Origin of the sequence: Shewanella bicestrii, from assembly GCF_002216875.1 — a bacterium.
Lineage (GTDB): Bacteria > Pseudomonadota > Gammaproteobacteria > Enterobacterales > Shewanellaceae > Shewanella > Shewanella seohaensis.
The window spans coordinates 262941-282895 of the sequence record NZ_CP022358.1 but is presented as its reverse complement, the minus strand read 5'-3'; the positions used below and the strand labels follow the sequence as shown (position 1 = coordinate 282895).

Annotated in this window: 13 protein-coding genes and 2 rRNA genes; 3 read left to right on the top strand and 12 right to left on the bottom strand. The window is 48.5% G+C overall.

Features of this window, described 5'->3' with window-relative positions:
• Positions 1–20 precede the first annotated feature (20 nt).
• From CF168_RS01335 to CF168_RS01320, 4 genes are read right to left on the bottom strand one after another with little or no spacing between them, the layout of a single operon-like run.
• A complete protein-coding gene (locus tag CF168_RS01335; protein WP_089066709.1) occupies positions 21–536 on the bottom strand; it encodes a pilus assembly protein PilP in 516 nt (171 codons plus the stop codon).
• Positions 536–1162 carry a type 4a pilus biogenesis protein PilO gene (locus tag CF168_RS01330; RefSeq protein ID WP_089066708.1) on the bottom strand — a complete coding sequence of 209 codons (627 nt, stop codon included), beginning with the start codon at positions 1160–1162 and terminating at the stop codon, positions 536–538. The genes CF168_RS01335 and CF168_RS01330 overlap by 1 nt, the downstream gene beginning before the upstream one ends.
• Positions 1159–1743 (bottom strand): PilN domain-containing protein, encoded by a 585-nt coding sequence (locus tag CF168_RS01325; RefSeq protein ID WP_089066707.1) that lies wholly within the window; start codon positions 1741–1743, stop codon positions 1159–1161. Before CF168_RS01325 ends, CF168_RS01330 begins: the two co-directional genes overlap by 4 nt.
• Complete coding sequence (locus tag CF168_RS01320) at positions 1731–2810, bottom strand: pilus assembly protein PilM (RefSeq protein ID WP_086904088.1); 1080 nt, start codon at positions 2808–2810, stop codon at positions 1731–1733. Before CF168_RS01320 ends, CF168_RS01325 begins: the two co-directional genes overlap by 13 nt.
• 191 nt (positions 2811–3001) lie before the next feature.
• Here CF168_RS01320 and CF168_RS01315 point away from each other — a divergent pair, with 191 nt between their 5' ends.
• Positions 3002–5521, top strand: a complete 2520-nt coding sequence (locus CF168_RS01315; RefSeq protein WP_089066706.1) for a penicillin-binding protein 1A — start codon at positions 3002–3004, stop codon at positions 5519–5521.
• Positions 5522–5582: 61 nt separating this feature from the next.
• Here the strand turns inward: CF168_RS01315 and argH are convergent, their stop codons facing one another.
• From argH to argC, 5 genes are all read right to left on the bottom strand, one after another.
• A complete protein-coding gene (gene argH / locus CF168_RS01310; RefSeq protein ID WP_086904086.1) occupies positions 5583–6950 on the bottom strand; it encodes an argininosuccinate lyase in 1368 nt (455 codons plus the stop codon).
• A gap of 83 nt (positions 6951–7033) precedes the next feature.
• Entirely contained in the window at positions 7034–8257 is a 1224-nt protein-coding gene (locus CF168_RS01305) for an argininosuccinate synthase (protein WP_086904085.1), read from the bottom strand.
• A 60-nt stretch (positions 8258–8317) separates the two neighbouring features.
• A complete protein-coding gene (locus CF168_RS01300) occupies positions 8318–9223 on the bottom strand; it encodes an ornithine carbamoyltransferase (RefSeq protein WP_011624429.1) in 906 nt (301 codons plus the stop codon).
• Between the two features lie 12 nt (positions 9224–9235).
• A complete protein-coding gene (gene argB / locus CF168_RS01295) occupies positions 9236–10018 on the bottom strand; it encodes an acetylglutamate kinase (RefSeq protein WP_011624812.1) in 783 nt (260 codons plus the stop codon).
• 31 nt (positions 10019–10049) lie between these two features.
• Positions 10050–11030, bottom strand: coding sequence for an N-acetyl-gamma-glutamyl-phosphate reductase (gene argC / locus CF168_RS01290; RefSeq protein WP_089066705.1), 981 nt, complete (start codon positions 11028–11030; stop codon positions 10050–10052).
• Positions 11031–11695: 665 nt separating this feature from the next.
• Here argC and ppc point away from each other — a divergent pair.
• Both ppc and CF168_RS01280 read left to right on the top strand, forming a co-directional pair.
• Entirely contained in the window at positions 11696–14365 is a 2670-nt protein-coding gene (gene ppc / locus CF168_RS01285; RefSeq protein WP_089066704.1) for a phosphoenolpyruvate carboxylase, read from the top strand.
• On the top strand, positions 14365–14910 hold the full coding sequence (locus tag CF168_RS01280) for a DUF1439 domain-containing protein (protein WP_086904083.1): 546 nt from the start codon (positions 14365–14367) through the stop codon (positions 14908–14910). The genes ppc and CF168_RS01280 overlap by 1 nt, the downstream gene beginning before the upstream one ends.
• Before the next feature lie 99 nt (positions 14911–15009).
• Here the strand turns inward: CF168_RS01280 and CF168_RS01275 are convergent, their stop codons facing one another.
• From CF168_RS01275 to CF168_RS01265, 3 genes are all read right to left on the bottom strand, one after another.
• Positions 15010–16284: a CinA family nicotinamide mononucleotide deamidase-related protein gene (locus CF168_RS01275; RefSeq protein ID WP_089066703.1), complete on the bottom strand. Its 1275-nt coding sequence runs from the start codon at positions 16282–16284 to the stop codon at positions 15010–15012.
• A gap of 271 nt (positions 16285–16555) precedes the next feature.
• A 5S ribosomal RNA gene (rrf, locus tag CF168_RS01270) occupies positions 16556–16671 on the bottom strand.
• 129 nt (positions 16672–16800) lie between these two features.
• Positions 16801–19694 (bottom strand): 23S ribosomal RNA (locus CF168_RS01265).
• Between the last annotated feature and the right edge of the window lie 261 nt (positions 19695–19955).

Here is a 19955-nt window from a genome sequence, read left to right as displayed (position 1 = left end):
ATTCCCTCATCCTTCGCTTGTTATTTTCCAGAAAGTTCGATGTTGTTTGTACGTTCAGACCAACAACCAGAACCATCCGGAATTAATTCTACAACTTCTACATTTTGAGAAGTCACTTTCGCTATATGTCCATTAAACAATCCAAGATACTCACCTACGCCCATCCGATATACACTGCCATCATTGGTTTCAATAAGCGCCCAAATCGAATTGCTTTCGCTTAAGGTGCCGCGCATTTTTAGATTGTCTAAAGCATAGGTTTCTAAACGACCTTTCCGACGTTTTAAATCCGGCTGTAAGCAGTTTTTGCTGGTATCAACCACCTCTTCTGTTAACTCACGAGAAGGTGGGACAAAGGGGCTACGCATTAATTCGGCTTGATACGCAAAATGCTCAAACTTAGGTGGCTCTTTTAAGGGTGGAATATGCGCCACATGCTGTGCCTTGGTAGTAGTAACAAATAGCTCTAAATCACTACGATCGCCAACACAACCCATTAAAAAAAGACTTAATGCTAACAGAGGTAAGAGTTTCATTATTTCTTCCCCTTGTTTTTGGCAGGCTTTTCGGGTGGTAATTCTGCCCCCTCTTTAAAGCGATAGGTTTTGGCCAGAATATCCATGGCCAGATTACCGCTCTCGTCACGCTTAATCGTAAAATCGTGCAAGCTGACGATACGGGGCAGTTTAGCCACGCCGCTAACCATATTGCCGATTTGGTGATAATCACCTGTGACCGACATTTTTATCGGGAACTCAATATAGAAATCCCGCTGAATTTCAGGTTCCCAATTTAAGCTATTAATCCGTAATCCGGCGTCAGTGGCCACAAAGGTTAAGTCATCGAGCAACCCTGGCATTTCATTTTCAGAGGGCAGCATTTTGAGTAGCTCGGCAAATTGCTCCTCCATCACTGCTAACTGTTCACGGTACAATTTAAGGTTAGCGGCAAGCTGATATTTGGTTTTAAAATCTTCTCTCAGCTGCTCTTCCTTTGTTTGCTCCGCGTTATACACATCGATAGCATCCGAAACCACGAGAAAATAACCCGCAGCGAAAACGCAAAGCGCCAATAGCACAGCGAAAAATACTTTGACTTGATTTGGCCAACCGCCGATGTTCTCAAAATCGATATCATTAAACTGACTTAGATCGAGCTTCATTTACTCGCTCCTTTTGTCGTTTTAATAGGCTCATCAGCCATAGCACCTTTAATGCTCACTCTTAAGCTAAAGCGTTGTAATTGTCTTAGCTCATCATCTTGAGACACGATAGATTGCATATTGGGATCGGTTAACCATTCAGATGCCTTCACCTTACGCATCATGTTGGCCACGTTGTTGTTAGATTCACTGCGGCCTTCAATCAGTAATAAACTGCCTTTTTTCTCTAGACTAGATAGATATATTCCGGGCGGCACGATACGCACCAGCTCATCTAATACGTGTGTCGGCAAATTACGGGATTGCTGAAGGTTCAAAATGATCTCGGTACGACGCTCAATATCTTTCTTACGCTCGGTGATCTTTTTAATCTCGGCGATTTGCGCATCGAGTTGTTGAATTTCGGACTGTAAATAAGCATTCCGTCCGCGCTGTTCATCGGTCATCATGTCGAGTAAAGACAGGGCTACATAGACTAAAACTGCTGAGCCTAAAAATACCGCCGCTAATATTCCAATATAATCGCGCTTCTGCTTTTCTCTTGCTTCTTCACGCCAAGGAAGCAGGTTTATGTTCGCCATTGACCGTAGCTCCTCAGCGCTAAGCCACAAGCAACCATATATTTGCTAATGCTAGGTTGCAGTATATTTTTAACGGATTCATCCGCATGCAGACACCCTTGGAAAGGATCGGCAATAATCGTGTGGACGCCTAACTCATTCGTTAATAAGTTAGCCATGCCTTCCAGTTTAGATGTTCCACCGCATAATACGAGATAATCGACTTTATCTTTGCCACTCGACGTACAATAAATTTGCAGCGTTCGTTTAATTTGTTGCAGTAATTGCGTTTGGAAGGGAGATAACACTTCGAACATATAATTACGTGGCAAATCACCTTCAATTTTGGCCTTCTCTGCTTGTTCGTAGGACATGCCATAAAAAGACAGAATCGACTGAGTAAATAACTCACCGCCAAAGGCTTGCTCACGAATAAAGGTCGTTTCGCCCGACTCCACCACACTGAAGGTCGTCATGTTGGCGCCAATATCGACCATGGCCACCGCCTTCTGTCGAGCGCCTTCGGGTAACTGTCCTAGCACCAACTCAACGGCTCTGCCCAGAGCATAACCTTCCACATCAACAACTTTGGTTTCGAGCTCGACTTCATCGAGCGCATCGACTCTGGCATCAATATTGTCAGTGCGGCACGCGCTAAGCAGCACATCAACCTTAGAAGGATCGGTGCTGTTGACATTTAAGGTTTCAAAATCAATGCTAACTTCATCGAGGGAGTATGGGATCAGGTTATCGGCTTCAATCTCAATTTGCGCTTCCATTTCCTCCTCGCTCAGCGAGGCATCCATGTAGATAACCTTAGTCATCACCGCAGAACCTGAGACCGCAACCGCTGCATATTTAACCGACTTTGGCAAAATACGCTTAATCTGTTTGAGACATTCAACAACGGCATCGGCATCACGAATATCATGATCGTTAATAGCCCCCTTTTTTACGGGAACCGCTGCATGACTTAGTATTTTATATCCATCAGCAGTCTTACTCAGCAGAATAGCCTTTACTTCATGGGAACCAATATCAATCCCGACCATTTGCGGAGCCTGACGCTTCCATAAATTTGAAAGCATAGTCCGTTGTCACTTTATTATTTGTATTCAGTAGTAAAAGAGATTAGCACAAAATCAACCCGTTATACGTATTTGTATAGAATGTTTCAAGATTTTACAAACGCTATTTTAGGGACGTCACGTTTTTGCTTCACCCAAACGTGCGCGCCTTATATACTGTCGCACTTAACTGAACATTAGGATCAATTTAGGTGAAGTGGTTAAAACGTATTGTTATAGCTCTATTCAGTCTAGCCCTTTTGGGCGTGGGCGCCATTGTTGCAGCATACTTTTATGTTTTGCCGGATCTGCCGGATGTATCGACACTAAAAAATGTGCAATTACAAACACCTTTGCGCATTTACAGTAGCGATGGCAAGCTCATCTCTCAATTCGGTGAGAAGCGTCGCATTCCGCTGAAACTCGAAGAAGTGCCTAAACCGCTGCTCCAAGCCTTCCTCGCCACCGAGGATGCACGCTTTTATGAGCACGGCGGTATCGATCCTGTTGGGGTGATGCGTGCCGCAATCGTCATGCTCACCACAGGTGAAAAGAAGCAAGGCGCGAGTACTATCACCATGCAGGTGGCGCGTAACTTCTTCCTGACCCGCGACAAGACCATTATTCGTAAAGTGAAGGAAATTTTTATTTCCTACCACATCGAGCAATTGTTAACTAAAGATGAGATTTTAGAACTCTACGTTAACCGTATTTATTTAGGTCAGAGAGCCTATGGTGTCGGCGCGGCTGCTCAAGTGTATTTTGGTAAAAACGTTCAAGATCTCACGCTTTCCGAAATGAGTATGATCGCGGGCCTCCCTAAAGCACCGTCGACCCTAAACCCTATTACCTCTCCTTCACGCGCACTCGCACGCCGCAACGTGGTATTGATGCGAATGAACGAAGTGGGTTACATCAGCAAAGCTGAATACCAAGCTGCTGTGCAAGAGCCGCTCGTCGCCAAATACCATGGCGCTGAAATCGACCTTTACGCCCCTTATATCTCTGAAATGGCTCGAGATTACATGGTGCAAAAATACGGTGAAGAAGAGGCCTACACGAATGGCTATAACGTCTACACCACGATTTCATCAGAGCAGCAACTGCTAGCACAGCAAGCATTACGTAATAACGTCTATGCCTATGATGAGCGCCACGGTTACCGTGGTCCTGCAGCGGTTCTTTGGACCGACACCAAGCCGGACGATGCACAAATCAAAGCCGAGCTCGCAAAAATTACGCCTGTACAAGAGTTGCAACCTGCTGCGGTATTAAACATCGATGGTCAGCAAGCCAGCGTGTTAACCGCCAAGGGCGAAACCAAAGTCATTAAGTGGGATGGCCTAAAATGGGCGCGTAAATTTATCACCGATAAACGCCAAGGCTCGGTGCCAAAATCGGCTTCGGATATGCTAAAAGTCGGTGAGCGCATTTGGATCCGCGATAACGGTCAGTACTTACAATTATCGCAAGTGCCAGAAGTGGCCAGTGCCACTGTAGCACTCGATCCTACAAATGGTGCTATCCGAACCTTAGTCGGTGGCTACAGCTTCAGCCAAAGCCAATACAACCGCGTGACCCAAGCGAAACGTCAATTAGGTTCGAATATTAAACCTTTCATCTATGCTGCGGCATTAGAGAAAGGCTTTACACTCGCGACTCTGATTAACAACGCGCCGATTAATAAACCCGATATTAGCCAAGGTACTGCGTGGCGCCCTAAAAACTCGCCCGATATCTATGGCGGTCCGACGCGTCTGCGTGTGGGCTTAGCGCAATCGATCAACGTAATGTCGGTTCGTGCCATGCGCCATATTGGTTTAGATGCGGCTATCGCCGAATTGACTAAGTTTGGCTTTGATCCTAACGACTTACCTCGTAACGAGTCGTTAGCCTTAGGTTCTCCTTCGGTCACCCCGTTGCAAGTGGCAACCGCTTTCAACGTGTTCGCGAATGGTGGCTTCTTGGTTGAACCTTTCTATATAGAACGAGTAGAAGACTCCTTCGGTAATGTGATTGAGAAGGCAAATCCGACTTTGGCCTGTAAGCCTAACAACAGCTCTGTGCAGCCTAGCAGCGATCCAATGAGTTTTGGTGAGCCAACCACTCAAACCGATGAACCTGTCGCCCATTGCTTCGAGCAAACAGGCCGTTATGCTCCGCAAATTATCTCTGAACAAACGGCATTCCTGATCACCGAAGCGCTGAAGAGCGTGATCTGGGGTGGTGGCGATTGGAGTAAAGGCACAGGCTGGCAAGGTACAGCCTGGCGTGCTGCGCAGTTAATCAAGCGTCATGATATTGCAGGTAAAACGGGCACAACCAACGAATCACGCGATACTTGGTTCAGTGGTTTTGGTCCGACACTGACCAGCACCTTCTGGGTTGGGTTTGATGACCATGGTCGTCAGTTAGGCAGAACCGCATGGAACTCCAACGGTGAGAAGGATCAAATCACGGGTACCGAGGCGGGCGCTAAGACCGCAGGCCCAGGCTGGAACGAGTTTATGAATAACGTGCTGAAGGGCGTACCTGAAACCACAGCGATTCCGCCAGAAGGGATTGTCTCGGTGCGGATCGATCTGGCGACCGGCAAGCTGACTCGCAAGACTGACTACACTAGCGCATTTGAATACTTTATCTCGGGCACTGAACCTAAGGAATATATCAGTGAAAGCCAAGATGAAAACAACCTATTCATCGATGCGCCGACAGACGATTTATTCCAATAGAATAAATCACCATAAAAAAACGCGACCCTAGAGTCGCGTTTTTTATTACTCGATTAAAGCTTTAAACAACTTTCTTCGCAGCGATGGCTTGCTTCACCTGAGTTAGCGCCGTACCACCGAGGACATCACGTTTTGCCAAACAGGCTTCGATAGTGAGGTTGGGATACACATCCGCCTCGATGATATCGGCAAAAGTTTTAAACTCAGCGAGAGAGAAGGCTTCTAACGGGATCTTCTTAGCGATCGCGGCAACGACAGCCACACCGACCACATGGTGCGCTTCGCGGAATGGCATGCCTTTAGACACCAGATAATCCGCCAATTCGGTCGCGTTGGCATAACCTTGCTGCGCGGCTAACAGCGCATTCGGGCGGTTAACGACTAAGCCAGATAACACTAATGCCGCCATATCCAAGCAGATTGCCCAGCTGTCGACCACATCGAACAAGCCTTCTTTGTCTTCCTGCATGTCTTTATTGTAGGCCAGAGGCAATGCCTTCATCGTGGTGAGAATACCCACTAAACTGCCGTACACACGGCCCGTTTTACCGCGAATAAGCTCCAGCGCATCGGGGTTTTTCTTTTGTGGCATTAACGATGAACCCGAGGTCACTTCATCACTTAATGAGATAAAACCCGCTTCACCCGAGTTGAAGAAAATCAAATCTTCGGCCATACGGCTTAAGTGCATCATGCTGATTGAAGCCGTAGAACATAGCTCAACTACATGGTCGCGGTCCGACACGCTGTCCAAACTGTTTAAGGTTGGCGATGCAAAGTTCAGTGCCGCTGCCAGCACATGTCTATCCATTTGATAGGCTGTGCCCGCCAAGGCGCCCGAACCGAGCGGACAGGTATTGGCGCGCTTTAAGGCATCGGTTAAGCGGCTAAGATCGCGCTCAATCATCTCCACATAGGCTAAGCACCAGTGGCCAAACGTGACTGGTTGAGCACGTTGCAGGTGAGTATACCCCGGCATGACAGCGTCGAATTCACGCTCAGCAAGCGCGATAAGTTCGCTGCGTAAGGTTTGCAGGCGAGCCACTAATGCCGCACCTTCGGATTGGCACCAGAGCTTTAAATCGGTAGCGACTTGGTCGTTACGGCTACGGCCCGTATGGAGTTTCTTACCCAGATCGCCGACTTTAGCGATCAACGCCGACTCCACGAAGCTGTGAATATCTTCCGCGCCCGATGCGAGAATAATCGCAGGATCGCCCTTCACTTCCACCAGCAGCTCGTTCAGTGCTTTCTTCAAGTCGCTGCATTCAGTAGCAGTGATAATGCCGACACTGGCAATCGCATCGGCCCAAGCGATAGAGCCGACAACATCCTGCTCAAACAAACGGTAATCCACAGGCAGTGAATCGTTGAATAATTTAAATAGCGCGCTGGTTTCGCCCTGAAATCTTCCACCCCATAAAGCCATGCTCAATCCCCTCGGTCACTGCTTTGAATACGTTAAAACTTAAGATATAAAAAAGGGCGCTAGGCGCCCTTTGAGTCTGCCTATTACTTAGCGTTGAGCGCGCGAATGCGGCTTGCTAACGAGTACAGACGGATAAAGCCTTCAGCGTGTTTTTGGTCATACACTTGATCTTCACCGAAGGTGGCAAACGCTTCAGAATACAAGCTGTTTGGCGAACGCTTCTTAACGGCAATCGCGTGACCTTTGTAGAGTTTAACCACAACTTCACCGTTAACAGACTCGGCTAATGACTCAGATGCCGCCAGCAGCGACTTACACAGAGGTGTAAACCAACGACCGTCGTACACTAAGTGTGCCATTTGGGCACCCACTTGCTCACGCCAAGTACGGCTGGTTTTATCCAGCACTAACTCTTCAATCGCGCGCAGCGCAGCAAACATCACAGTGCCGCCTGGAGTTTCGTAGCAACCACGAGACTTCATGCCCACTAAACGGTTTTCGGTGATATCGATACGACCCACGCCATGTGGTGCAGCGATGGCATTCAGCTTCATCAGTGCAGCGTAAGGAGTTAATAGCTCACCGTTTACTTTAGTCACACGGCCATGTTCAACTTCGAGTGACACATATTCTGCTTGGTTTGGGGCATCTTCTGGATCGGCAGTCAGCGTCCACACACCTTTGCTTGGCTCGTTCCATGGATCTTCCAACTCGCCACCTTCGTGGGAAATGTGGAATGCGTTAGCATCACGGCTGTAGATCTTAGTCGCAGAAGCCGACGTCTTGATATTACGCTCAGCTAAGTAAGCCAGCAGATCTTCACGGCTCTGCATGGTCCATTCACGCCATGGTGCAATCACTTTTAAATCAGGTGCTAATGCCGCAAAGCAACCTTCAAAACGCACTTGGTCGTTACCCTTACCGGTACAACCGTGGCACAGGGCATCGGCCCCCACTTTACGAGCCACTTCAACCTGCGCCTTAGCGATGATTGGACGCGCCATTGAAGTACCTAACAAGTAAGTACCTTCATAGATTGCACCCGTTGCCATGGTTGGGTAGATGTAATCTTTAACGAATTCTTCTTTCAGATCGACGATATGACATTCCGATGCGCCAGAAGCTAATGCCTTTTCAGTCAGACCCACTAATTCTTCTTCACCCTGACCTACATCAGCGCAAAAAGCGATGATTTCACAGTTGTCGTAGGTTTCTTTTAACCAAGGAATAATGGCCGAAGTATCTAGACCACCCGAATAGGCTAAAACGACTTTTTTCACGCCAGTGTTTTTGTTCTCGATAGACATCTTAAATTCCTATAACTCGTTTCTCACCTTGGAGAAAGTAGGCTGCTAAACAGGGTTAAATTAACTAAATAGGGTTACCAGTACTGCGTTTTGGGCGTGCATCCGATTCTCTGCTTGTTGCAGGATCAAGGAACCTTCGCCATCCATCACTTCATCGGTCACTTCAACACCGCGGTGAGCGGGTAAGCAGTGCATAAAGAAGTGAGCACCCGCTTTCGCCATCAAGCCCTTATTGACCTGATAAGGTGCAAACTTATCCTTAATTTCCGCTAACGGTGTTGGATCACCCATGGAAATCCAAGTATCAGTATAGATAGCATCGTGACCTTCGATAGCACCAATATCTGAAGTCAGTACAACCTTGCCGCCATATCGGCTGGCAAGTTCTTGTACTTCGGCCACGACGTAGCCATCAGGAAAGTGACCCGCAGGGCAGATCACTGTCATGGTGGCACCGAGAATGGCCGCGCAATACATCAATGAATTCGTCACGTTATTACCGTCACCTACGTACGCTAACTTAACATCACTGATATTTTCAAAATGCTCGGCCAAAGTTAAGAAATCGGCCAGCGCTTGGCAGGGATGATATAAATCCGAAAGCGCATTTATCACAGGCACAGTGCCAAACTCGGCCAATTGTTCGATGGTCTTGTGGGAGAAAGTTCTCGCCACAATAGCATCGGCCCAACAGGACAGGTTAGAAGCAAAGTCAGCGACCGATTCCCGCTTACCTAAGGCACCATTTTGTTGGTCTAGGTATAAACAGTGGCCGCCGAGCTTGTTAATACCGATATCGAAGCTAACACGAGTACGCAGGGATGGCTTTTCAAATAACATCACCACACTCTTACCGTCCAGCGCATGACGATACTCAGCGGGATTCGCTTTAATCGTCTTGGCTAAGGTAATCAGATCCAGCAACTGTTGCTGGGTTAACTCTTTTATCGATAGTAAATGCTTCATAACCTACTCCGCTTATGGTTGGATTTGTGTGCCCACGGCCTCACCTTTTGCTAATGCGACTAACTGGCTTGCATCACGCCATGAGGCAACTTGAACCGCCTGCCCCATCCACTGCGCCACTTCGAGCGCAGCTTCTACTTTTACTTTCATTCCCTTTTCGATCACGCCTTGCTTCACCAACTCGGCAATCTGTTGGCCTGTCAGCGAAGGGATTAATTGACCTTTACCATCGAGCACGCCAGACACATCCGATAGCAACACCAACTTACCACCGACCAACTTAGCTAATACCGTCGCCGCTTGGTCGGCGTTCACGTTCAGCATTTGGCCATCGTCCATCATGGCAATCGAGCTACAAATCGGCATCCAACCTTGGGACAGAATAAACTTGAGGTAAGTGGCGTCCTTAGGAGAAACCTCGCCTACTAACCCTAAACGCTCATCTTTGATCTTGGCCGATACTGTGTTGCCATCGGCTAAGCTCATGCCCACACTCACAATCCCAGCCTTTGTCGCTGCGCCTTGGAGGATCTTGTTTGATGTTCCGGCCAGTGCACCAGCAATAATCGGCATTTGCTCCGGCGGGGTCACCCGCAGGCCTTCTAACTTGACGGTTTCCATACCGTTTGCGGCTAATTGCTCATCGACCAAACAGCCGCCGCCATGCACCATCAGCACTTGCTGACCATTAGCGATCATTGCTGCCGCGGTATCCATTAAACGCGCCATCCCCATTTCACACTGCAGCAGGGCGCCGCCGACTTTAAGAACTAATACTGAGTTGTTGGTAGACATCTTGACGACTCTCTTAAATAAGGATGAACGGTTAAAGGTTAAAGTGAATCTTTATGCATTGCAGGGCTTGGCTCGCCGCGCCCTTCATCAAATTGTCGATGGCACTGGCAACCACTAAGTAGCCACTATTCTCATCAAACTTCCAACCTAAGTGGCAATTCGGAGTCAGCACCACATCATCCACTTTCGGGAACTGGTTCTGTTTCACTGTCACCAGCGGAGCTTGGTCATACACACTGTATGCCGCAGCCACATCGGCAGTGGTTGTGCCTGGTTTTAGCTGTACCGTGATGGTCGCTAAAATGCCGCGCTTGAAGTTGCCTAGGTGCGGCGTGAAGATCACCTCTTGCCCCAGTTGAGTGGCAATCTCGGGTTGATGTCTGTGGCCTAATACGCCGTAGGGTGTGAGGCTCACTTCGCAAAAACTAGTATGCAGCTGCGCCTTACGACCCGCGCCCGTCACACCACTAACCGCATTGATCACTGGATAGGCTGAGGTCAGTAAATTCTTTAATGGTTTCAATGCTGTTAATGATGCTGTTGGGTAACAACCTGGCACAGCAATCATTTTAGTCGCGGCGACTTCTTTGGCATTCCACTCGGCTAGACCATAGACAGCCTTGGCCAACACTTCGGGATATTCATGCTCAAAACCGTACCACTTAGGGTACTGCGCCACATCGCTGAAACGATAGGCACCGCTTAAGTCAAACACGGCTAAACCTTGGTTATAGAACCACGCCGCTAAATGCAAACTCACCGAATGTTCGGTCGCTAACACCACGGCATCCGCCTCGGCGACGATCTTCGCCTTCGCTTCTTCAGTCAGTGGTGACAGAGCTAAATCAATGTGGCTGTAGACAGGGTACAAATCTGCTAAAGCTCTACCTTTATCTAAACTATTTTCAGAGACATACAGACCTTGAATCGCTAATTCAGACTCCGCATGGACTAAAGCTGTTAGTTGTGCGCCTGTGTAACCACTGGCACCGATAATGGCGATGTTTTTCATATGTATTTTTATAAACCGAATCAAAGAGACTTAAAGAATAGATGAATAGCGTACACGCACCAGCGTATATCTATGATGACAAGACTATCGTCGTAGGAAATCGTAATGGGTCGTTATTTTATTCACTGACGGCTTAACGCTATACATCATGATATTTACTCTACAGGTCACAAGGGGTGACTCATCTCAACTGCTGGCTAGACTACCACAAAGATCTATTTATGCAATATATGTGAATATATATTTTTATTAAATTTTATCTTTTATCTGCGTTCAAGCACGCTTAGCAAATAACACAATACTTCACTAACTGCTTAATAACTCAGTTATCTATAGATGAAAGACGGAAAAATCAGTCCTTTTTATTAACACCGAATACACATACCCGCAAAGCCGAAAATGATGCAGTTCATATTCACTTCCACTAAACATAATAAAATATTGCGTTAGCTCGCATTTATATTGAATATTCTTCAACAATTATCGTGATTAGTTGCATATAAGATAAGCCAGTCGTATAAGTTATAAGTTCTGCTGTTGACCATTGCCCTCAGTGGTGGGTATTGTGCTAGCGGGCTATATACCCAAGCGACCTGAAGACTCTCATCACCTACAGGTTGTTTGGGTATATTGCGGATTTTTATATTTTTCAATTCGGAGTAACTATGGCAGGTAATGTGGCAGACAATGTGACCGACATGTATGCGTCGTTAAGATCGAACGTGAGTATGTTAGGGCAGATCTTGGGCGATACGATGCGCACCCACCTCGGCGATTCTTTCCTCGAGAAGGTTGAGCAAATTCGTAAACTCGCAAAAGATTCCCGCCGTGGCGACGAAGCGGCACGGGAGCAAATGCTAGAACTGCTGACCGCACTCCCCGATGAAGAGTTAGTGCCTTTTGCTAAAGCCTTTAACCAATTCCTCAACTTAGCAAACTTATCCGAACAATTTCATACTATTAGCCGTAACTGCGATGAGCTGGTTTGCGTACCGGATCCGGTCGAACAGTTGCTTGGTCGCATGCTTAATGGCCGTATCGATCAAACCAAGATGTTGGATTGCTTAAAAACGCTGGACATCGACTTAGTCCTCACCGCGCATCCAACGGAAATCTCTCGCCGCACACTGATCCAAAAATATGCTGCGATTGTGGATTGCCTCGCCGAGCAAGAAAACAATCAACTATCGGACAGAGAGCGCCGCCAAATTAATCTGCGTCTGCGCCAGTTAATCGCCCAAATCTGGCACACCAATGAAATTCGCCGTGAACGCCCAACACCTGTGGACGAAGCCCGCTGGGGATTATCCACCATTGAAGAATCCCTCTGGCATGCTGTCCCCGACTTTTTAAGGCAGCTCAACGATCAAGTACAAGATCGTACTGGCCAGCAATTGCCTATCGATATCGCACCGGTGCGCTTCTCAAGCTGGATGGGTGGCGATCGCGACGGCAACCCTTTTGTGACCGCTAAAGTCACCCAAGAAGTGTTAGATCGTAATCGCCATGCCGCTGCCCGCTTATTCCTCAAGGATATAGTGTTGCTGGTTGGCGAGTTATCGATGGAAGAAGCCAACAGCGAACTGATGGCGTATACCAACAATAGCTGCGAACCCTATCGTTTTGTGCTGCGTTCATTAAGACAAAAACTGCGCGACACCATCGACTACTTAAACGCCCGCATCGAAGGCCATAACCCAGAAGTCGATAAATCGACGCTGATTTGGCAAGAAAGCGATCTGAAAGCGCCGCTAGAGATGCTGTATAAGAGTCTATGTGACTGCGGCATGCGTTTGATTGCTAACGGTTTACTCCTCGACATTCTGCGCCGTCTCGCTTGTTTTGGCATCCATATGTTAAGGCTCGACATCCGCCAAGACGCAGGCCGTCACTGCGATGTTCTTGCAGAGTTAACCCGCTATCTAGGTATGGGGGACTTTAATCATTGGGATGAAACCGAAAAACAAGCCTTCTTGCTGCGTGAACTCAGTAACCGTCGCCCGCTGATCCCAAGCAACTGGCAACCTTCTGCCGATGTGGCCGAAGTGCTTAACACTTGCCGCTTAATTGCAAAACATCCTGCTAAGGCGTTGGGCTCCTATGTGATTTCCATGGCGAGCAAGCCTTCAGATGTATTAACCGTATTATTACTGCTCAAAGAAACCGGCTGCACTCATCCGATGCGCGTTGTGCCGCTATTTGAAACCTTAAGCGACTTAAATAACGCCGCCGAGTGTATTACCGCGCTGCTCGATATCGACTGGTACCGTGGTTACACCAAAGGTATGCAAGAGGTGATGATCGGTTATTCAGACTCGGCCAAAGACGCGGGTGTAATGGCGGCCGCTTGGGCGCAATACCGTGCTCAGGAGCAGTTAGTCGCCGTCTGTAAACAGGCTGGCGTGAAGCTGACGCTGTTCCATGGTCGTGGTGGCAGTATTGGTCGCGGCGGCGGCCCAGCTCACAAAGCGATTCTGTCACAACCGCCCGGCTCAGTTGATGGTCGTATTCGCGTCACCGAACAAGGTGAGATGATCCGCTTTAAGTTCGGCCTGCCTAAATTGGCGGTGCAAAGCTTAGCCCTGTACACCTCAGCGGTGTTAGAAGCGACCTTGCTTCCGCCGCCCGAGCCTAAGCAGGAATGGCGTAATTGTATGGAGCGCATTGCTGAGGAGTCAGTGAGTGCTTACCGCGGTATTGTCCGTGAAGAGCCTGATTTTGTGCCTTATTTCCGTGCAGCCACTCCAGAGGTTGAACTGGGCAAACTACCATTAGGCAGTCGCCCAGCAAAACGCCGTGTCGATGGCGGTATCGAGAGCTTACGTGCCATTCCTTGGATTTTCGCTTGGTCTCAAAACCGCTTAATGTTGCCAGCATGGCTCGGCGCCGGTGAAGCATTACAGGCTGCCTGCCAACGTGGCGAAATAGGCTTGCTACAGGATATGGAACGCGAATGGCCCTTCTTTAGTACGCGGATTTCTATGCTGGAAATGGTATACGCCAAGGCGGAACCTAACTTAGCGCGCTACTACGAAACCTGCTTAGTACCGCCCAATCTACACCACTTAGGCGAAACTTTACGCCAGCGTTTAGATCTCGGTATTAAAGTGGTGCTCGAGCTGACTAAATCGGATACCTTAATGGCGCATACACCCTGGAATCGCGAATCAGTCAAACTGCGCAATCCCTATATCGATCCATTAAACTTCCTGCAGACCGAGTTATTAGCTCGTACTCGCAAGGAAACAACCGAAGCTCCCGCTTCCGAACACGTGCAACTCGCCTTAATGCTGACGATTGCCGGTGTCGCTGCGGGCATGAGAAACACAGGTTAATGAAAAAACTCACGCTTAGCCTTTGCTTGGGATTATCTGTACTGCTTGGCGGCTGCGTCACGCAGTACAGTATTAGCGAGCATGAAATGGAGCAGTATCTCAGCAAAGAGATCCATTTTGAGGTGAAACAAGGTAATCAACTGGTAGGCGCACAAGTGCGCATTAACGACATCAGTGTCAGACTCGGCGAAAAGCCTGACACTATGAGCGTAAGTGCGGCCACTCAAGTGTCCATCACTAATCCTATTTTTCCGTTGAAGGCGCAGCTTTCAACCACCTTTGAGGCCAAGCCTTGGTATGACAGTGCCACCCACAGCGTCTACCTGCGCCAGCTTGAATTGGTGAAAGTAGAATCAACCCCTAAGGATATCGAGAAAGCCATCAGTAGTGCGACGCCACAGGTTATGGGCTACTTAAGGCATTTCCTCGAGAATCAGCCCGTTTATGTGCTCGATACGAAGGACAGTAATCAAGCGCTGATGGCCAAGATGACCGAGAGCATTCAAGTCGTCCCAGGCAAATTAGTTCTTAAATTCACTAAATAGCCGCTTGTGTTGCAAACCATTCGCCATAAAAAAATGCTCCCTCGGGAGCATTTTTGTTAATCCAGCTAGACTGACTAAAACCCTTCAGCATCCAAAGAGCTACTTGCTGAAACGCCCTATCGATTGATAATCCACAATCACAGCTTCTGTGAGTAATTCACGTCTTAACATATCGTAGGCCACTGCCGCACTTAAGCTACGCACTAAATCCCGTGAACGTCGCGGCAGTTTTATCATTTGGCTGTAGACGCCACTGCGGGTTGCCAAGGCAATTGCTACGGTACCGACGGGCTTCTCTTCGGTTCCGCCATCTGGTCCCGCGATCCCACTGGTTGCTAAGGCAAAATCACTGTCTAAGATAGCACGCGCGCCCTTAGCCATTTCTTCGACCGTGGGAATAGACACTGCGCCGTGATCGTCTAACGTCGCCGGATTAACACCTAATACTCGCACCTTAGACTCGTTACTGTAAGTCACCAGACCGTGTTGTAAATAGGAAGAACTGCCGGGGAAATCCACTAACTGACTAGTAATTATCCCACCCGTGCAAGACTCGGCAACACTCAAGGTCAAGCCAGAATTCAGTAACTTCGCATGGATTTCCTCGGCAAGCGTCGCTTTATCTTCTGCGACAACCGCAGTACCCAGCACCATTTTGATGTGCCCAGTCACCCGTGGCAGCAAAGCAATCGCCTTCTCACCGCGGGCAAAGATCTTAATCTCAATATGTGGCATTGAGGAGCGATAACCAATGGTAATCCCCTCAGGCAACTCCAATGGCTCGATTTTGTCGGCAAGGGAAGACTCGCCATGACCTATGGTGAGCAACTTCTTCAGCGCCACCTTAGCATCGAGGTCAAACTCTTCACGGATAAAAGGAATAAATTGTTCCTTCACCATATGCTTGAGTTCAAATGGCACACCTGGGGTGAAGAATAACCAGGCTCGATTCAACTTCACTCTAAATCCACAAGCCGTACCGACGGGGTTATCCACCATTACCGCAGACTCAGGCAGCATCGCCTGCTTCAAATTACTGACGGGCATCTCACGGTTATTACGCGTAAACCAATCTTCTAAGTGCTGACGCCACTCGCGATTCTCAACCAGAGACTCTCCCTTAGCCTTAGCCATTGCTTCGGCGGACATATCATCACTGGTCGGCCCCAAGCCGCCATTCACTAAGATGACATCGGCATGCAAGCTACGCTCTTGGAAAACCGCAATTAAGTCTTCGAGGCGATCCCCCACAGTCACTCGTCGTTGGATCTCAATGCCATGCTCCATCATAGTGCTGGCAAACCAGGCCGCGTTAGTATCAACAATCTGACCCGACAGCACCTCTTCCCCAGTACAAATCATCTCTAACTTCATCATAGATCCTTAGCTACCCCAATAAATTACTGCATAAGGTAAGTAACCTCTGAAGTAATAGCAAGAGTTGCCATCGGCAGGCATGGCTCAGTAACGTGAAGAAAAGAAGGTTACAAGTCGGGATTTAGCGCGCATCAGGGGTGTGCGAGTGAAAGAGGCTAAAAATTGGAATGAATGATTTCAAAATCACAATCTAAAAATGGCAAACGCGAAAAACAAAAAAGCCAGCTTATTCAGCTGGCTTCATGCTCTCTTCACGAGAATGTTAGGCGCTTGGCGATGACCTACTCTCACATGGGGAGACCCCACACTACCATCGGCGCGATTGCGTTTCACTTCTGAGTTCGGGATGGGATCAGGTGGGACCACAATGCTATTGTCACCAAGCAAATTTGCTATTTACTTACCTGTCTTATCTCATGCAGGCAGTAAATTAATTCGGAAAGCTGTTTGAGTTGCACTTCTTAAGTGTTTGTATTCGTCTAAGTATCACTTAGTAAAACCCATCTGGGTTGTATGGTTAAGCCTCTCGAGTCATTAGTATCAGTTAGCTCAACGCCTCACAACGCTTACACACCTGACCTATCAACGTCCTAGTCTCGAACGGCTCTTTAGTGGACTTAAAGTCCAAGGGATGACTCATCTTGGGGCTCGCTTCCCGCTTAGATGCTTTCAGCGGTTATCGATTCCGAACATAGCTACCGGGCAATGCCATTGGCATGACAACCCGAACACCAGCGGTTCGTTCACTCCGGTCCTCTCGTACTAGGAGCAACTCCCCTCAATCATCCAACGCCCACGGCAGATAGGGACCGAACTGTCTCACGACGTTCTGAACCCAGCTCGCGTACCACTTTAAATGGCGAACAGCCATACCCTTGGGACCGACTTCAGCCCCAGGATGTGATGAGCCGACATCGAGGTGCCAAACACCGCCGTCGATATGAACTCTTGGGCGGTATCAGCCTGTTATCCCCGGAGTACCTTTTATCCGTTGAGCGATGGCCCTTCCATTCAGAACCACCGGATCACTATGACCTACTTTCGTACCTGCTCGACGTGTCTGTCTCGCAGTTAAGCTGGCTTATGCCATTGCACTAACCGTACGATGTCCGACCGTACTTAGCCAACCTTCGTGCTCCTCCGTTACTCTTTGGGAGGAGACCGCCCCAGTCAAACTACCCACCAGGCACTGTCCTTAACCCCGATTAGGGGCCCAAGTTAGAACATCAACACTACAAGGGTGGTATTTCAAGGACGACTCCACGTGAACTAGCGTTCCCGCTTCAAAGTCTCCCACCTATCCTACACATGTAGGGTCAATGTTCAGTGCCAAGCTATAGTAAAGGTTCACGGGGTCTTTCCGTCTAGCCGCGGGTATACGGCATCTTCACCGCAATTTCAACTTCACTGAGTCTCGGCTGGAGACAGCGTGGCCATCATTACGCCATTCGTGCAGGTCGGAACTTACCCGACAAGGAATTTCGCTACCTTAGGACCGTTATAGTTACGGCCGCCGTTTACCGGGGCTTCGATCATGAGCTTCTCTTGCGATAACCCAATCAATTAACCTTCCGGCACCGGGCAGGCGTCACACCGTATACGTCATCTTGCGATTTTGCACAGTGCTGTGTTTTTGATAAACAGTTGCAGCCACCTGGTATCTGCGACTGCCGTCAGCTTAGGGAGCAAGTCCCATCACCAACAGCAGCGTACCTTCTCCCGAAGTTACGGTACCATTTTGCCTAGTTCCTTCAGCCGAGTTCTCTCAAGCGCCTTGGTATTCTCTACCCGACCACCTGTGTCGGTTTGGGGTACGATTCCCGCTAACCTGAAGCTTAGAAGATTTTCCTGGAAGCATGGCATCAACTACTTCATCCCCTTGGGGACTCGTCATCAGCTCTCAGTGTTAAGAACGCCCGGATTTGCCTAAGCATTCCACCTACCACCTTAAACGCGGACTACCAACGCCGCGCTAGCCTAGCCTTCTCCGTCTCTCCATCGCAGTTAGCGGAAGTACAGAAATATTAATCTGTTTCCCATCGACTACGCCTTTCGGCCTCGCCTTAGGGGTCGACTCACCCTGCCCCGATTAACGTTGGACAGGAACCCTTGGTCTTTCGGCGAGGGGGTTTTTCACCCCCTTTATCGTTACTCATGTCAGCATTCGCACTTCTGATACCTCCAGCGTGGGTTACCCCTTCACCTTCAACGGCTTACAGAACGCTCCTCTACCGCGCAACCCTAATGGATTGCACCCGTAGCTTCGGTGGTATGTTTAGCCCCGTTACATCTTCCGCGCAGGCCGACTCGACTAGTGAGCTATTACGCTTTCTTTAAATGATGGCTGCTTCTAAGCCAACATCCTAGCTGTCTAAGCCTTCCCACATCGTTTCCCACTTAACATACACTTTGGGACCTTAGCTGACGGTCTGGGTTGTTTCCCTTTTGACGACGGACGTTAGCACCCGCCGTCTGTCTCCCGGATAGCACTCTTTGGTATTCGGAGTTTGCAAAGGGTTGGTAAGTCGGGATGACCCCCTAGCCTTAACAGTGCTCTACCCCCAAAGGTGTTCGTCCGAGGCGCTACCTAAATAGCTTTCGAGGAGAACCAGATATCTCCCGGTTTGATTGGCCTTTCACCCCCAGCCACAAGTCATCCGCTAATTTTTCAACATTAGTCGGTTCGGTCCTCCAGTTGATGTTACTCAACCTTCAACCTGCCCATGGCTAGATCACCGGGTTTCGGGTCTACGCCTTGCAACTAAACGCGCAGTTAACACTCGGTTTCCCTACGGCTCCGCTATTCGCTTAACCTCGCTACAAAACGTAAGTCGCTGACCCATTATACAAAAGGTACGCAGTCACGGTCTCAAGTACCGCTCCCACTGCTTGTACGTATACGGTTTCAGGTTCTATTTCACTCCCCTCACAGGGGTTCTTTTCGCCTTTCCCTCACGGTACTGGTTCACTATCGGTCAGTCAGGAGTATTTAGCCTTGGAGGATGGTCCCCCCATATTCAAACAGGATATCACGTGTCCCGCCTTACTCGTTTTCATCAAAGGTTAGTTTTCGTGTACGGGGCTATCACCCTGTGCCGCTGGACTTTCCAGACCATTCCACTAACACCCCTCTGACTTAAGGGCTAATCCCCGTTCGCTCGCCGCTACTAGGGGAATCTCGGTTGATTTCTTTTCCTAAGGGTACTTAGATGTTTCAGTTCCCCTCGTTTGCCTCACTACACTATGTATTCATGTAGTGATAACAGCTTATGCTGCTGGGTTCCCCCATTCGGACATCGTTAGCTCAAATGCTTGTTACTAGCTCGCCAACGCTTTTCGCAAGTTACTACGTCCTTCATCGCCTCTGACTGCCAAGGCATCCACCGTATACGCTTAGTCGCTTAACCATACAACCCAAATGAGTTTCACTTGAATTGTTGCGACCAGCTGGTTTTACTTGTCTCATCTTCGACCAAGAAGATGGACTCGCCTTAGACTTGAATATTCAAGACACTTAAAAAGTGTTTTAAGAACTCAATTTTTTTCGTATTAACACAACGACAGACATCATTGTATTAATTACTATCAGCTTTCCAAATTGTTAAAGAACAATGCTTACCGGCATGCGGTGCATTTCGCTCTCCCTCCTCTTTCGAGAAGTTCAACAA